11 protein-coding genes are annotated in these 15,008 nt (G+C 69.6%); 6 read left to right on the top strand and 5 right to left on the bottom strand.

Annotation, left to right across the window (positions count from 1 at the left end; translation table 11 throughout):
- Positions 1 to 70 precede the first annotated feature (70 nt).
- The 3 genes from OG905_RS23150 to OG905_RS23140 all read left to right on the top strand — a co-directional run bounded on the left by OG905_RS23150 (position 71) and on the right by OG905_RS23140 (position 2,298).
- Positions 71 to 802: a GOLPH3/VPS74 family protein gene (locus tag OG905_RS23150; RefSeq protein WP_328676674.1), complete on the top strand. Its 732-nt coding sequence runs from the start codon at positions 71 to 73 to the stop codon at positions 800 to 802.
- 232 nt (positions 803 to 1,034) lie between these two features.
- On the top strand, positions 1,035 to 1,892 hold the full coding sequence (locus OG905_RS23145) for a helix-turn-helix domain-containing protein (protein ID WP_328676673.1): 858 nt from the start codon (positions 1,035 to 1,037) through the stop codon (positions 1,890 to 1,892).
- Positions 1,893 to 2,088: 196 nt separating this feature from the next.
- Complete coding sequence (locus tag OG905_RS23140; RefSeq protein WP_328676671.1) at positions 2,089 to 2,298, top strand: DUF397 domain-containing protein; 210 nt, start codon at positions 2,089 to 2,091, stop codon at positions 2,296 to 2,298.
- Positions 2,299 to 2,335: 37 nt separating this feature from the next.
- Here OG905_RS23140 and OG905_RS23135 read toward each other — a convergent pair whose 3' ends face one another.
- Entirely contained in the window at positions 2,336 to 3,025 is a 690-nt protein-coding gene (locus OG905_RS23135) for a tetratricopeptide repeat protein (protein ID WP_328676669.1), read from the bottom strand.
- Between the two features lie 64 nt (positions 3,026 to 3,089).
- Positions 3,090 to 3,929, bottom strand: coding sequence for a hypothetical protein (locus OG905_RS23130; protein ID WP_328676667.1), 840 nt, complete (start codon positions 3,927 to 3,929; stop codon positions 3,090 to 3,092).
- An 81-nt stretch (positions 3,930 to 4,010) separates the two neighbouring features.
- Between OG905_RS23130 and OG905_RS23125 the strand changes: the two genes are divergently transcribed.
- Positions 4,011 to 4,793, top strand: a complete 783-nt coding sequence (locus tag OG905_RS23125) for an SDR family oxidoreductase (protein ID WP_328676666.1) — start codon at positions 4,011 to 4,013, stop codon at positions 4,791 to 4,793.
- 155 nt (positions 4,794 to 4,948) lie between these two features.
- Complete coding sequence (locus OG905_RS23120; protein ID WP_328676665.1) at positions 4,949 to 6,541, top strand: sodium:solute symporter family protein; 1,593 nt, start codon at positions 4,949 to 4,951, stop codon at positions 6,539 to 6,541.
- A 65-nt stretch (positions 6,542 to 6,606) separates the two neighbouring features.
- On the opposite strand, the gene OG905_RS23115 is transcribed toward OG905_RS23120, so the two are convergent.
- From OG905_RS23115 to OG905_RS23105, 3 genes are all read right to left on the bottom strand, one after another.
- Complete coding sequence (locus OG905_RS23115) at positions 6,607 to 7,722, bottom strand: ADP-ribosylglycohydrolase family protein (RefSeq protein ID WP_328676664.1); 1,116 nt, start codon at positions 7,720 to 7,722, stop codon at positions 6,607 to 6,609.
- 203 nt (positions 7,723 to 7,925) lie between these two features.
- On the bottom strand, positions 7,926 to 11,558 hold the full coding sequence (locus OG905_RS23110) for a tetratricopeptide repeat protein (protein WP_328676663.1): 3,633 nt from the start codon (positions 11,556 to 11,558) through the stop codon (positions 7,926 to 7,928).
- A 12-nt stretch (positions 11,559 to 11,570) separates the two neighbouring features.
- Entirely contained in the window at positions 11,571 to 14,165 is a 2,595-nt protein-coding gene (locus tag OG905_RS23105; protein ID WP_328676662.1) for a bifunctional FO biosynthesis protein CofGH, read from the bottom strand.
- 136 nt (positions 14,166 to 14,301) lie between these two features.
- On the opposite strand from OG905_RS23105, the gene OG905_RS23100 reads away from it, so the two are divergent.
- Positions 14,302 to 15,000, top strand: coding sequence for a hypothetical protein (locus OG905_RS23100; RefSeq protein WP_328676660.1), 699 nt, complete (start codon positions 14,302 to 14,304; stop codon positions 14,998 to 15,000).
- Positions 15,001 to 15,008: the final 8 nt, after the last annotated feature.

Below are 15,008 nucleotides of genomic sequence, written 5' to 3'. Positions count from 1 at the left end.
CACCCAGGCGCTCTCGACAGACCAATGTGAGAGGGGTCACCCTGTCGTACATCCACGCGGGGAGGCATGGATGGGCAGGAGCCGCAGAACACTTCCGGAGGAGCTTCTGCTGCTCGCTCTGGACCCGGCCACGGGTACCACAGCGCAGCCGCAGTCGCTCGACCTCGGCCTGGCCGGAGCCCAGCTAGTAGAGCTGGCTCTGGCAGGACGGATAGCCCCAGACGGGGATCGTATCGCCGTGGTGATGCCACGGCCGACCGGAGATCCGACTTTGGACTCCGCACTGGAACTGCTGCGCAGACGCGGCAGCCCGGTCCGGGCCGTCCACTGGATTGGCGGGCCCCGACTGGGGCTGCGCCAGATTTACCTCTCGCATCTGGAGCGGTGCGGCATGGTGCATGCCGTGGCGGGCCAGATGTGCGGAGTGCTGCCGACGACTCGCTACCAGGCGACGGACACGGCGATCAGCCGGGACATCAGGGCCCGGCTGGACAGTGCGATCCGCACCGGCGTACCGCCGGACCCGCGGACCGCGGCGCTCGCCGCACTGGCCCACGCGGTCGGACTCGGCAAGCACCTGTACCCCGGCAACGAGGGGCGTTCCTCGAGGTCCCGTCTGCGGGATCTCATCAGGCACGACCCGATGGGCGGCCTCGTGGCGCACGCCGTGATGGACGTCCAGAACGGTGTGGCCGCTCAGCCGCGCCGTAATCCCACCGCGGTGAACGGCACCAGGCAGCCGGCAGCCGTGGCGGCGATGCAACCGCGCCGCGGAACCATGGCCCGCGTCGCCGCGCACTGACACAAAGCAGCAGCAAAAGCACCACCGGTAGAACCGCCGCATCAAACCGCCGCACCGACGTCCCCACTGACCCGGTTCGGGAGCCGCACAGAACGCGCGGGGCAGCCTCATCGCTGCCCCGCGCGTTCGCACATGACGCCTGTGTAGCCATTTCGCAGCGCAGCCACGACCATTGGTGGCAGTCTGCTGAGCGGTAGATACGCTCAGCTACGCAGCCGGAGGTGCAGTTTCCGTGGCGTCCAATGTCAACCCCACCGTCAGGCGACGCCGTTTGGGACAGGAGCTGCGCCGGCTCCGAGAGCTGAAGGGCATGACGGCCGAGGAGGTGGCGGAGCGTCTGCTCGTCTCCCAGTCGAAGATCAGCCGCCTGGAGAACGGCCGCCGTTCCATCAGTCAGCGCGATGTCCGCGACCTGTGCGGAGTGTACGAGGTCGAGGACCACCGGATCGTGGACTCACTGATGCAAATGGCCAAGGACTCCCGCCAGCAGGGCTGGTGGCACGCCTTCGGTGACATCCCGTACAGCGTCTACATCGGCCTGGAGACCGACGCGGCGAGTCTTCGGGTGTACGAATCACTGATCGTTCCCGGTCTGCTGCAGACGCGTGAGTACGCGCAGGCGGTGATCGAGGGGATGTGGCCCGAGGCCACGCCCAGCGAGATCGACAAACGCATCCAGATCCGCCTCAAGCGCCAGGATCGCCTGACGGACCCGGTCAACCCCCTCCGCTTCTGGGCAGTGATCGATGAGGCACTGCTGCGACGCGTCGTCGGCAATCGGCAGATCATGACTGACCAGCTCAACCACCTCGCGCAGTTGAGTGAACAGCCTCACGTCACGCTGCAGGTACTGCCGTACGACGTCGGCGCACATCCTGGCATGTACGGCAAGTTCGCCATCCTTGAGTTTCACGAGGCGATGGACGCAAGCGTCGTCTACCTGGAGGGAGTCACCAGCGATCTCTACTTGGAGAAAGCCAACGACGTCCAGAGTTACGCCGTAATGTACGAGCACCTGCGAGCCAAGGCGTTGAGCGCCGAGCAATCGCGGGAGTTCATTCACAAGGTAGCGGAAAGCTGCAGCTCGTGATCAAGCAACAAGGTTAGGGGCGCGCACCATACACCCGCGCGACCTCAACTGAGAAGATCCCGATGGAATATGCCATCCAGATGGGTGAACGCCGCATGTCTCCAATGATGTTGCGGCGTAGCGTCGCCCGCAGAGCCGCTGCCCTCAGCGGCTGGGCGCACAAGGCCCAACAACTGGCACAACCATCGGAGTCACTATGCTGATTCGGCACGATGCGCTGACGGAATGGACCAAGTCCTCGTACTCCGCCGTCAACGGGGATTGTGTGGAGGTCAAGGCAGTGGGTGCCGCCACAGTCGCGGTCCGCGATTCGAAGGAGCCTCGAAGGGGAGTCCTCGACTTCGCCGCCGAGACGTGGTCGGCGTTCGTCCTTGACGTCGGCCGAACCACGCCGCGCGGTGCGTGACTTGAGCGGTACACCCACCTCGTAACCACAGCCCGAGTCAAGCCCTCTCGACTGGTCCGCCGTCCTGGCCGAGGGGGCTGGTTGCTGTCCGGCCGTCCAGTTGGCCATTGCCATCGATCAGGCTGCGCGTCTCCACCGTGACGGGGTCATTCGCCCCGAGGACACGCTCACACAGAGGCAGATTCTCTCGGGCCAGGGCCTGCGCCTCAGCCAAGTCGCCCGCGGCCGCGAGGCAAGCAGCCAGCCCTGTTCGATTCACGAGCAGATACGGGTGTTCCGGTCCCAGTGCCCGCTCCTGACCAGACACCACCTGGCGCCTGATGGAGATGGACTCCGCGAGCAGTCCGCGCGCGTCGAGGATCCAGCTCAACAGGACTGCGGCTGACAGAGTCAACGCACGGGCGGAACCATGTAGGCGCTCGCGATCCGACAAAGCCCTTCGAGTAAGGGACTCCGCTTGCTCCCACCGGCCGAAACGGTAGAGCCCGTAGGCAAAATTGTGGCGAGCGGTCACTGTGGTAAACGAGGAATTTCCGAGGATCTCTTCGCAGGCGGCCACAGTCGGCGGGCCGATCCTGTCGAATTCTTCGGCCGCATTGGCCACTGCAAAGTATTCGATGAGAAGCGCTCGGACATGAAGTGTGTCGGGATGGGCCTCACCAATGACTTGGGTCCGGATTTCCTCCGTGGCCCGAAGCGTGGCAATGCACTCATCGAGTCTGTTCAACTGCCCTAGCGGCGAGTGAATATCTTATACGCCGTCGGCAAGACACCAGGCAGCCCGCCCGGCCTCAGCGCAGTTGATCGACGTAGCGGTCGGTGCCGGGGACCGTGGGGATGAAGGGAGCCACGAGCTCCACCCGCCCGAGCCCCGATTCGACGACCGCCACGTCGAGGCCTGCGAATGCAGAGTCCCAGCGCTCCCTCGGGTCCTCCTCGAGGAACCACAGCAGCGTCAGCCGGGTGTCCACGCCTTCGACCTGTTTCACGTAGGTCATCCGGTCGCCGGGCAGTGGCGTCGGCCGGAAGACGGTCACCATCGCGGCGCACGATCCGGCCAGTCGCTTGGGCAGATGCTTCGTACGAAGCCACTCGAGGAGCTCCGCCCGCTGCTCGGGCCCCTCGGCGTCGATGACCTCGACGACCAGGCCCGCGTACGGATGGTCCAGCGCGTGATAGTCGCGCGGGCCGGCCGCCCCGTCCCGGTAGACGGTCGCCTCGTGGTCCTGGAAGGCGGTGAAGACGTGCGTACGGTCCTGGTGGACGCGGCCGTCCCGGTTGAGCCGCTTGTTGATCCCGACGGTCCACTTCATGTGGTCGGCGTAGCGTCCGTCGGTGATCCAGTACGTGGAGATGTAGCAGCCCGCGGTGACGGGCTGGGCGACCGCCGACTTCTCCGGGTAGCGCAGCAGTCGGAGGTCCCGCGTGGCGACCCAGCGCCGCCCCGCGTACATCCAGGGCATGGCCATGGCGCCCGCGTAGTAGTGGTCGTCCTCGTACCAGCGGTTGTACGCGTACTCATGGCCCAGGTGCGGTTCGACCATGGTGATCAGGGCGTGGCCGGGGCGCACCCCGTAGGGACCGACGCCCGCCAGCTCCGCGTACACCTCTGACCGAGTGTCCTCGCTCACGACGCTCCCCTTCCTTCCTCCGGTGGAGGCACCTACTCTGACGCTCCGTCAGAAGAACTGCCAGAGCCGGGAGGCGCCCAGATGCTGCTCCAGGGGAAGACCGTGATCGTCTCCGGCGTCGGGGCCGGGCTCGGCCATCAGATCGCCGCGACCGTCGTACGGGACGGGGGCAACGCGGTCCTCGGCGCACGCACCGAGGCCAATCTCGCCAAGTCGGCGCGCGAGATGGACCCCGAGGGTTCACGCACCGCCCACCGCGCCACGGACATCACCGACGAGGCGCAGTGCGAGGCGCTGGCCGCGCTCGCGCTGGAGCGTTTCGGGCAGATCGACGCGGTCATCCATGTCGCCGCCTGGGACAGCTATTTCGGCGGGCTCGCGGATGCCGACTTCGAGACCTGGCGGGGGGTCGTCGACGTCAATTTGCTGGGCACGCTGCGGATGACCCGGGCCTGTCTGCCGGGGCTGAAGGAGCGCGGCGGCTCGGTCGTCATCATCGGGACGCAGTCGGCGGTGGCGGCGCCCACACAGGTGTGGCAGGCGGCGTACGCGGCATCCAAGGGAGCGCTGACCTCCGCGATGTACTCGCTGGCGCGCGAGCTCGGCCCGGACCGGATCCGGGTCAACACGGTGCTGCCCGGCTGGATGTGGGGGCCGCCCGTGCAGGCGTACGTCCAGTTCACCGCGCACACCGAGGGGGTCCCGGAGGACGAGGTGCTCGCGCGGCTCACCGAGCGGATGGCACTGCCGGAGCTGGCCACGGACGGCGATGTCGCACAGGCCGCGGCCTTTCTCGCCTCCGACCGGGCCCGGGCGATCACGGGTCAGTCGCTGCTCGTCAACGCGGGTGAACTGATGCGGTAGCCGCCCTTTTTGACCTCTCCTCCAGTCACAGATGTGAATGGAGGTCATTAACTCGAACAATTTTACCTGCACTTGACCCCTCAGGTCGTTGTCGTGGCCGCGCGCATGGACACACCATGAACGGCGTTCACAAGGCGGACCCCAGGAGGGGGCACATGAACAGTCTCGACTGGACCGTGCTCATCGGATACTTCGGTGTGATGGTCGCGATCGGACTCTGGTCGCACAAGCGCGTCGACAACGTCAGCGACTTCTTCACCGCCGGCGGCAAGATGCCGTGGTGGCTGTCGGGCATCTCGCACCACATGTCCGGCTACAGCGCGGTGATGTTCACCGGTTACGCGGGCATCGCCTACAAGTACGGTGTCACGTCCTTCGTGACCTGGTCCCTCCCGATCGCCATCGGCATCTTCATCGGCGCCAAGCTGTTCGCGCCGCGGCTGAACCGACTGCGCTCCAAGCTGCATGTCGCCTCGCCGCTGGAGTATCTGAAGAACCGATACAACCTCAAGACCCAGCAGGCGCTGGCCTGGTCGGGCCTGCTGCTGAAGATCGTGGACGTGGGCGCCAAGTGGGCCGCGATCGCCACCCTGCTCTCCGTCTTCACCGGTCTCTCGCTCAACCAGGGCATCCTGATCACCGGCATCATCACCGGTGTCTACTGCACGGTCGGCGGTCTGTGGGCCGACGCCCTGACCGAGCTGGGGCAGTTCATCATCCAGCTCTTCGCCGGACTCGCGATGCTCATCGCGGTCATGGGCAAACTGGACGGCTTCAGCACCCTGTGGACGGTCTGGGACAAGCCGGAGCTCCAGGGGCACACGGACGCGACCGCCGGGCCGTACACCGTGACGTTCCTGCTGGCGTTCCTCTTCATCAAGACCTTCGAGTACAACGGCGGCATGTGGAACCAGGCGCAGCGCTATATGGCGACCGCCAACGCCCGTGAAGCCACCCGCTCGGCGCGGCTCTCCGCCATCCTGTGGTTCGTCTGGCCGCTTGTCCTCTTCTTCCCCATGTGGTGCGCGCCGCTGCTCATCGAGGCGAAGAAGCCGGACGCCTCCGACTCGTACGCGCTGATGACCGAGCAGCTGCTGCCGCACGGTCTGCTGGGCCTGGTCATCGTGGGCTTCTTCTCGCACACCATGGCCATGTGCTCCTCCGACGCCAACGCGATCGCCGCGGTCTTCACCCGGGACATCGCGCCGGTCATCTCCAAGAAGGCACGGAGCTGGACCGAGCGGGCCGGGCTGATCGCCGCGCGTCTGTCGACGATCTCGTTCCTGGCGCTGTCGATGGCGATCGCGACCCAGGTCAACTCGCCGACGTTCAAGGACATCATCACCGTCGTGATCAAGTGGGTGGCCGGACTGATGGGCCCGATCGCGATCCCGTTCATGCTCGGCCTGCTGCGTCCGTTCCGTAAGTCCGGACCGACCGCGGCGCTCACCAGCTGGGCGGCGGGCCTGATCGCCTTCTTCTTCCTCAACTACGAGATCGACGGCACCGCCAGGACCGATGTGGCCCTGCAGTACCAGGTCTCCGTACCGCTGGCGATCTCGCTCGTGCTCTACATCGTGATCGGCCTGGTCAAGCCGGAGGACACCCCCGAGCGCGACGCGGTCATCGCCCGGATCAACACGGACGACGACGGGCCGGAGGGTTCCGGGCTCGCCACGGCGAGCGTGCCGGCTCCCGCCGAGCCGGCCGAGGCGAAGGTGCTGGGCCGCGAGGGCGCGGACGGCTGACGCGCCCGCCTTCGTCCTGCGTACCAGGGCCCGGCTCCCCAGGGGTGGCGCCGGGCTCTCGCGCGTCAGCTGCGCGGGTAGCGGGCCAGCCAGCCGGGCGAGGCGACCGTGGGGCCGTGCAGGGCCGGGCCCTGGGTCATCTCCATCGCGAAGTCGTCGGCGAGTTCGATGACGGTGGGGCGGCCCTCCAGCTCGGAGAGCCAGGCGGGCGGCAGGGCCGTCTCGCCGTGCAGGGCACCCAGCAGCGCGCCGGTGACGGAGCCGGTGGTCTCGGCGGGGCCGTCGTGGTTGACGGCGAGCCGCAGGCCGTGCCGGATGTCCTCGCCGACGAGGGCGCAGTAGACGGCGATGGCGAGGGCGTCCTCGGCGCTGTCGCCCGCGCCGATCGAGGCGATCCTGGCCGGGCCCGGAATGCCCTGGCGTACGGTGCCGAGCGCCAGCTGGAGGGCGTCCGTGACGGGCTGGTGCCCGGGCCGCGCGGCCAGCAGGGCGAGCGCGCGCTGCACCGAGCCGTCGAGGGTCTCGCCCCGGGCCAGACCGTGCACGATGACGGCGAACGCCCCCGCCGAGAGATACGCGATGGGGTGGCCGTGCGTCTGCGCCGCGCACTCCACCGCCAGCTGGCACACCAGCTGCGGCTCCCAGCCCACGAGCAGCCCGAACGGCGCGGAACGCACCAGCGCGCCCGCGTCGCACGCGGTCGGGTTCTTCGGCGCTTCGAGGGTGCCCATCGTCTCGTCGCCCAGCCCGATGAGGCAGGCCCTGGCAGCGTTACGGCGGGTGTAGAGCCACTCCTCGCGGGCGAGCCAGCCGTTGTCCTTGCGGCGTTCGTCGGGGCCCCAGTCGCGCTGGGTGGCAGCCCATCTCAGATAGGCGCGGTGCACATCGGTGGGCGGATGCCAGGCGCCGGTGTCACGGCGGACCTGGGCGCGTATGAGCCCGTCGACGGTGAACAGGGTCAACTGGGTGGCGGCGGTGACGGCCCCGCGGCGGCCGTGGGCGGGCACGAGGTCGGCGACGCCCTCGGGGCCGTGGTCCGCCCGTATCTCCTCCAGGGTCAGCTCCGAGACCCCGGCGCCGAGCGCGTCGCCGATGGCGCCGCCGAGCAGGGCACCGCGCACCCGGGCGCGGAAGTCCTGCTGCTCGGCCCGGCCCCACACGGCAGTAGCTGCTGCGCTCACCCCGCGCCCCTCCCCTGGACGTCGAACTATGCCTGGCGAAGCACTGTAATCGACCGGACCAGATCACTTCAGGACCGGAAGGGAGCGCTGAGCGGTATGTGACCGCTCGTCCCTCGGGTCGGATTTGAGCAGCGTTCAGTGCGGGATTCCGGTGGCGTCCCTGCCGCCGGTGTCACCGCGCGGGCGCCGACGGCCCGTACGACTCAGCCTTCGCCGGCACCGGTCAGGGCGTCTTGAGCCGTCCTGACCCCGGCCAGCAGTTCCGCCAGCCGGTCCGCGTCCGCGCCTGGGCATTCGGCGAATTCGGCCAGGGTGTCCCCCAGATCGGCGAGGTCCCCCCACACAGGTCGCTCCGCCAGCACCCGCTCCAGCAACCGTCCGGTCTCGCCCCACTGCCCGAACGCGCAGGACAGGACGAGCCGCTCACACAGGTCCCACGCGTCCGGCACTTGCGGGTCATGGTCGGTGTACTGCTCGTCGAGTTCTCGCCACAGCCCCGCCGCCTGCTGCGTACCCGTCATCCGGCTCGCTGCCATCGCCAGGTGGAAGAGCCCCTCCTCCGCGTCACGCGTCCGCAGCCGCACGGCCGTCTCCCGTGCCTCCTCGAAACGGCCCAGGCGCCGCAGCGTCTCGGCGACGAGCGGCAGCTCGCCGTCCCGGTCCCCGGGGAGCAGGGCATCGAGCGCCTCCATCGCCGCGGCCGGCCGGTCCAGGTAGAGACAGGCAACGGCGCGACGCCCCTGAGTCCAGGCGGGGAAGTAGCCCATGCCCGCACACTGGTCCAGGTCGGCCAGCGCCCGCCGCACCAGACCGGCCGACGTCAGGGCACGCGCCCGCTGCGCCAGCGCCCAGCCGCGGTTCTTCTCGGTGGCGACGAGCCGGTCCAGATCGGCGAACCACCCCTCCCGGTCGCCGAGCCGCCCCCGGACCCACGCTCTGCGGACCCGTGCCCAGCCGTGTTCGGGGTCCAACTCCAAAGCCCTGGTCCAGTCCGCCAGCGCCTCGTCGTAGCGCCGCGCGGACGTGCGGGCACAAGCACGCCGGATCCATGCCCCCGCCTCGGAGGTGTTCTCCACCGCCTCCTCGCACCGGGCCCGCAGCTCCTCGGACCCCCGCAATTCGTCGTAGGCGTCCTCACGCTCCGCCAGCACCCAGGCCGTCTTCGGCAGTAAGGCGGCGGCCCGTTCAAGATCCGTCAGGGCCTCCGGCAGCCGCTTGGCAGCCAGCAGCACCTGGCCACGTACGCCGATGGCCCACCCATACTCCGGTCTCTGCCCGATGGCCCGGTCCAGATCGGCGAGCGCCTCCTCGTACCGCCCGGCACGACGGTGCGCGTCCCCCCGCTCGGTCAGCGCGAATGGGATGCCCTCACCCTGGCCGACCGCCCTGTCCAGATCTGCGAACTGCGCCTCCCGGTCCCCCAGCCGATGGTGGATGTCGGCCCGCCTCACCAGCGCCCAGCTGTAGTCGGGGTCGATCTCGAGGGCCTGGGTGTAGTCCGCCAGCGCCTGGTCGACGTGGCCGAGAGCCGCCCGGGCCGCGGCCCGGCTGCCCAGCGCCCAGGCGTACTCCGGGTCGATGCGCAGTGCCTGGTCCAGATCCGCGATCGCCTCCTCGAAGCGGCCGGCCTGCCTGTGGACATCACCGCGTTCGCCCACCGCCCATGCCGATTCCGGGTCGACCTCCAGGGCCCGGTCCAGGTCGGCGACGGCCCCGGCGTCGTCACCGAGTGCCTGCCGTACCTCCGAGCGCCGGATCAGTGCCCACAGATACTCCTGGTCCAGCTCGATCGCCCGGTCGAGGTCCGTCAGCGCCTCCCGGCTCCGGTCCAGCAGATGCTTGGCGTGGCCGCGGGTGGCGAGCGCCCGCTCGTCGTCGGGTTCCATCGCAAGGACACGGTCGCAGTCGGCGATCGCCTCCTCGTGGTGACCGAGTTGCCGGTGGACCTCGCCGCGTTCCTGCAGGATCCACGCGGTGTCCGGGGAGTGGGTGTCCGCGCGGTTCAGGTCTTCCAGCGCACCTGCCGTGTCCCCCGCCGCCGCCTGGAGCACCATCGCCCGCCCGTAGTACGCCCGGGCGCAGGCAGGGTCGAGGGTGAGCGCCCGCTCGTAGTCGGAACCCGCGCTGCGGTACTGCTCGGCGAAGCGATGCAGCATGGCCCGTACGACCAGGGCCGCCACCTGATCAGCCGGGCCGAATCCGGCGCGTGCCAGCAGCAGCCCCAGCAGCGCGGTGTCCCCGCGCTGCTCGTCCTCCAGCGCGGCCAGCACGTCCCGGCCCCACCTGCGCACCTCCTCGTCGTCGGCGTCCTCCCCCGCCTCGGCCAGCACCCGGGCCCAGCGGCGGGCCGTCGCCCCGCCCTGCTCGCACGCCTCCAGGCCGTCTCGCAGCATCCCGGGCAGCGCGGTGCGCGGCTGTGCGCACAGCCGGTGGTACCACTCCTCCAGGCGCGGCCCCCGCCAGCTCTCCTGCGCCCACAGTTCATCCGGCGCCACGCCTTCGGCCGCCGCCTCGCGCCGGTCGGCGAACGTCTGGGCCAGCCGAGTGTGCGCGGCGCTCCAGCGGCGCGGCGAACTGCCGCGCTGGAGCCGCAGCATGGGACCGCGTACGACGTCGTGGTACTGGGCGCGGCCCTGCCGCATGCTCACGAATGGCAGCCCGCAGAGCCATGCGAACAGCCCGTCCGGGGACCCGTCCGACTGCCCCGGGCCCGGTTCCACCACCGCCCGCAGGATGTCCTCATCGACCCTGCGCGGCAGCGCACACAGCTGTGCGGCGGCCTTGCGCGCCGGGTCCAACTCCCACTTCAGGAACCGCTCCACGGCGGTGGCGCTCGGGTCGTCCCCGGTGCCCGGATTCTCGGCAAGCGTGGAGATGAGCACCGGCAGCCGGCCGGAGATCCGCAGCACGTCCCGTACGACGTCCTCGTCCATCACCCCTTTCGCGGCGAGGAGTTGGCGTGCCTCCGACTCCGTGAAGGGCTCCAGCGGCAGATCGGTGACGATGTCCGCGTAATCGGCCCAGCAGCCGGGGTCGAGGCTGCCCTGGCCGGCGAGGGTGACGACGACGTTGGCGGGCAGGGTGCCGTATCGCTCGGTGGTGATCAGATCGCGCAGCCAGCCGTCCAGGAAAGTGCCGGTGCGTTCGTAGGTGTCGAAGAAGAGGACGATCCAGGGGCTGTCGGCGGCCACACGTTCCAGTTCGGCGATCAGAACCGGCGTGAGGATCCGCAGCGGGTCCATCACCAGCTGGACATCCTCCTGATTGCGGAAGCGGGCGCTGAGCAACGCCTTGAGCCGGTCCGCGCCCTGGGCTACGTGCGCGGGTTCCACCGCGCCGGCCAGCGCCCCTACGCCCGGCAGCAGACCGAGGCCGACCAGTCCGGCCTGCGCAGCCACCATCGAGCCGGCAGACGGGGGCGGCGGCGCACTGCCCGGAGCCTGCTCCGGCTCGGGCGAGGCCGACTCCGCTTCGTAGCGCCGCTGCCGGTAGGTCGCCAGCATCCGGTCCAGCGCCTTCAGGGGACTGTCCTGCTGAGCGAACTGGGCGCCGATCGCCGCCATCGCCTCCGGCACGCTGTTGACCGACTCGTCGAGCGTGGCGGTGAGCGCCTGACGCTCCCGCGCGGTGTGCTCCAGCTCGCGCACGAGCGAGGTCTTACCGACGCCCGCGTTGCCGTGGATGTGGAAGACGAAACGGTGCCGCTCATCCTCGACCGGGACATCGAAGTTCTCGCGAAACAGGGCGAGTTCGCCGCGTCTGCCGACGAACCCGGCACGCCTGCGGCGCCTGATCAGCTCCTGCATCGACGGTCTCGCCCCAGCTCGCTGCCCCATGGGCCCAGTCTCTCAGCCAGGGTCGAGCACCGGCAGCAGCTCGGGCAGATGTCCGTCGGACGCGGTCGCGGCGCGCATGCGCTCGTGTGCCACCTCGCCGTACAGCGTCGTACGCGGCTTCGCCGGCCGACCTGCCGACTCAGCGATGGCGACGAGGTCCTTGATGGAGCGGTACGAGCCGTAACTGGAGCCCGCCATGCGGGAGATGGTCTCCTCCATCAGGGTGCCGCCGAGGTCGTTGGCCCCGGAGCGGAGCATCTCGGCCGCGCCCTCGGCACCGAGTTTCACCCAGCTGGTCTGGATGTTGGTGATGTGGGGGTGGAGCAGGAGCCGGGCCATGGCGGTGACGGCGCGGTTGTCGCGCGCGGTCGGGCCCGGCCGCGCGATCCCCGCGAGATAGACGGGCGCGTTGGTGTGGATGAAGGGCAGCGTCACGAACTCCGTGAAACCACCGGTCTCCTGCTGGATACGGGCGAGGGTGCGCAGATGCCCGAGCCAGTGCCGGGGCTGGTCCACATGCCCGTACATCATGGTCGACGAGGACCGGATGCCGAGCTCATGCGCCGTGCTGACGACCTCGATCCAGGTGGCGGTGGGCAGCTTGCCCTTGGTGAGGATCCAGCGGACCTCGTCGTCAAGGATCTCCGCGGCGGTCCCGGGGATCGAGTCGAGCCCGGCTTCCTTGGCGGCCGTGAGCCATTCCCGGATCGACATCCCGGTGCGGGTCGCGCCGTTGACGACCTCCATCGGCGAGAAGGCATGCACATGCATGCCGGGAACTCTGGCCTTCACCGCCCGGGCGATGTCGAAGTACGCGGTGCCCGGCAGGTCGGGGTGGATGCCGCCCTGCATGCACACCTCGACCGCGCCGACCTCCCAGGCCTGCTCGGCGCGGTCGGCGACCTGGTCGAGCGAGAGCGTGTAGGCGTCGGCGTCGGTACGGCGCTGGGCGAAGGCGCAGAAGCGGCAGCCGGTGTAGCAGACGTTGGTGAAGTTGATGTTCCGCGTGACGATGTACGTGACGTCGTCGCCGACGACGGATCTGCGGAGGTCGTCGGCGATGCCCGTCAGCGCGTCCAGCGCGGGCCCGTCAGCATGCAGGAGGGCGAGGGCTTCCTCGTCGGTGAGCCGGGTCGGATCGTCGGCGGCCTGCTTGAGGGCTGTCTTGACGTCCCCATCGATGCGGGAGGGCACCATGCCGGGCACGGCGGCCTCGCGCAGCGCCTCCCAGTCCCCGTACACCTCGTCGAAGTCGTCGCGCCGGTCGGCGGTCCGGCCTTCGGTGTCGATCGTCCGGTGCAGATCGGTGCGCCCGGTGGAGGTGAAGCCTTCGTCGGGCTCCTGCCACGGGTGTCCCACGACGGGAGCGTCCGCGTTCGCCAGCCCGGTCTCCGGATCGGCGAGCGCGCGCACGTGCGGCAGCAGACGCGGGTCGAGCCAGGGCTCGCCGCGCTGCACGAACTCCGGGTAGACGCACAGGCGTTCTTCGAGCCGGAAGCCCGCCGCCGCCGAACGCTCGGCCAGCTCGTCGATCTGCGGCCAGGGCCGCTCGGGGTTCACATGGTCCGGCGTCAGCGGCGAGACCCCGCCCCAGTCGTCGATGCCCGCCTCGATGAGCCGCGCATACTCGCCCGCCACCAGATTGGGCGGCGCCTGCAGACAGGCGGAGGGCCCCATGATGTGCCGGGCCACGGCGACGGTCGCGACCAGCTCGTCCAGCTCCGCGTCCGGCATCCCGCGCATCGCCGTGTCCGGCTTGGCGCGGAAGTTCTGCATGATCAGTTCCTGGATGCCGTGATACGCACGGGCGATGCGCCGCAGCGCGAACAGCGAATCGGCGCGCTCCTCGTACGTCTCGCCGATCCCGATCAACAGCCCGCTGGTGAACGGCACGGAACTGCGCCCGGCATCCTCCAGCACCCGCAGCCGGACGGCGGGCTCCTTGTCGGGCGACCCGTGGTGCGGCCCGCCCGGCTCGCTCCACAGCCGCGTCGCCGTGGTCTCCAGCATCATGCCCATGCTCGGCGCGACGGGCTTCAGCCGCTGGAAGTCCGTCCAGGTCATGACGCCCGGGTTGAGATGCGGCAGCAGCCCGGTCTCCTCCAGGATGCGGATCGCCATGGCCCGTACGTACGCGATGGTGTCGTCGTACCCCTCGGCCTCCAGCCACTCCCGCGCCTCGGGCCAGCGGTCCTCGGGCTTGTCCCCGAGGGTGATCAGCGCTTCCTTGCAGCCCAGTTCGGCCCCGCGCCGGGCGATGTCCAGGACCTCGTCGGGCGACATGAACATCCCGTGCCCGGCCCGGCGCAGCTTCCCCGGCACGGTCGCGAAGGTGCAGTAGTGGCACTTGTCCCGGCACAGCCGGGTGAGTGGAATGAACACGCTCTTCGAGTACGTGATGACGCCGGGGCGCCCCGCGGCCTCCAGCCCGGCATCCCGCACGCGCGCGGCAGAGGCACACAGATCGACGAGGTCGTCCGCGCGGGCCTGCAACAGCACGGCAGCCTCGGCGACGTCCAGCGCCACCCCGTCCCTGGCTCGCCTGAGGGCGCGGCGCATGGCGTTCTCGGTGGGGCGTCCGGGCCGTCCGTGCTGGTGATCCGTCATGGATCGAGCATACGAGCGCGGGCTGACAGGCCGACCCGGGGCACAGAACCGGCCTGCCCCCTGAGTACCTGCGCCCAGGGCTCGTGAGGATCAGCACGCATGCGCGGCTCCCGGCCGGTGCATAGCGTCGGGCCCCATGAGCGAACTGTCCGACCTCACCGAACTCCCCGAACTCCCCGAATCCCCAGCCACGGCGGTTGTCCGCAGGACACTGGGCGTGGCCTGGTGGATCTTCATCGCGGCGCTGGTGACGCCGGTGCTTCTCTTTGCCGGCCTGTTCGTCACGTACCAGGTGGAGGGGGCGACTCCGGAGGACTATCCACGCGCCACTCCCGAGGCCATGGGTGACCGGGCGGCGCGTCTGTCTCAAGAGGCGTACGAGGTGCTGGGCTTCGACCGTGCCGTGCCGCCGGGGGTTGTGGAGCCCGGGGTGGGCACGGAGAACTCCTTCTCCACGGATGACTGCTACCCGAGTGGACTGGAGGGCATGGCCGACGAGCCGGTGGCCGGCGCGTACCGGCTGTCGCACCACTGGGAACTGGACCAGGTGCCGGAGCGGGAGGCGGTGCCGGGCCTGCGGCGGCTGCATGACCATCTGAGGAAGACGGGCTGGGACATCACGGAGTACCGGGAGTTCCCGTCCGGCCGGGAGTGGTCATTGCGGGCGAAGCGGGACGGGCATGCGGGGGACGGCGGAGACGAAAGGCTCGTCTTCAGCTGGAGGGCGGGAACGCAGAGGTTCGGCGGGGCAAGCACGGTGCCGTGCGCGCACGACCCGGCCGGGGAGAAGGGCGGTAGCTCAGTGAACGAAGTGGAGCCGCCGGAGCTTCGATGAGTGCGCGG

Source organism: Streptomyces sp. NBC_00322 (assembly GCF_036147535.1).
In the GTDB taxonomy this organism is placed as follows: domain Bacteria; phylum Actinomycetota; class Actinomycetes; order Streptomycetales; family Streptomycetaceae; genus Streptomyces.
The sequence above is the reverse complement of the archived record's forward strand: the minus strand, read 5'-3'. Positions and strand labels throughout refer to the sequence as shown.

Coding starts and splice junctions, on each gene's coding strand:
- OG905_RS23125 (WP_328676666.1), top strand. CDS start 4,011: ATGCTGCTCCAGGGGAAGACCGTGATCGTCTCCGGCGTCGGGGCCGGG.
- OG905_RS23150 (WP_328676674.1), top strand. CDS start 71: ATGGGCAGGAGCCGCAGAACACTTCCGGAGGAGCTTCTGCTGCTCGCT.
- OG905_RS23105 (WP_328676662.1), bottom strand. CDS start 14,165: ATGACGGATCACCAGCACGGACGGCCCGGACGCCCCACCGAGAACGCC.
- OG905_RS23100 (WP_328676660.1), top strand. CDS start 14,302: ATGAGCGAACTGTCCGACCTCACCGAACTCCCCGAACTCCCCGAATCC.
- OG905_RS23120 (WP_328676665.1), top strand. CDS start 4,949: ATGAACAGTCTCGACTGGACCGTGCTCATCGGATACTTCGGTGTGATG.
- OG905_RS23110 (WP_328676663.1), bottom strand. CDS start 11,558: ATGGGGCAGCGAGCTGGGGCGAGACCGTCGATGCAGGAGCTGATCAGG.
- OG905_RS23140 (WP_328676671.1), top strand. CDS start 2,089: ATGCTGATTCGGCACGATGCGCTGACGGAATGGACCAAGTCCTCGTAC.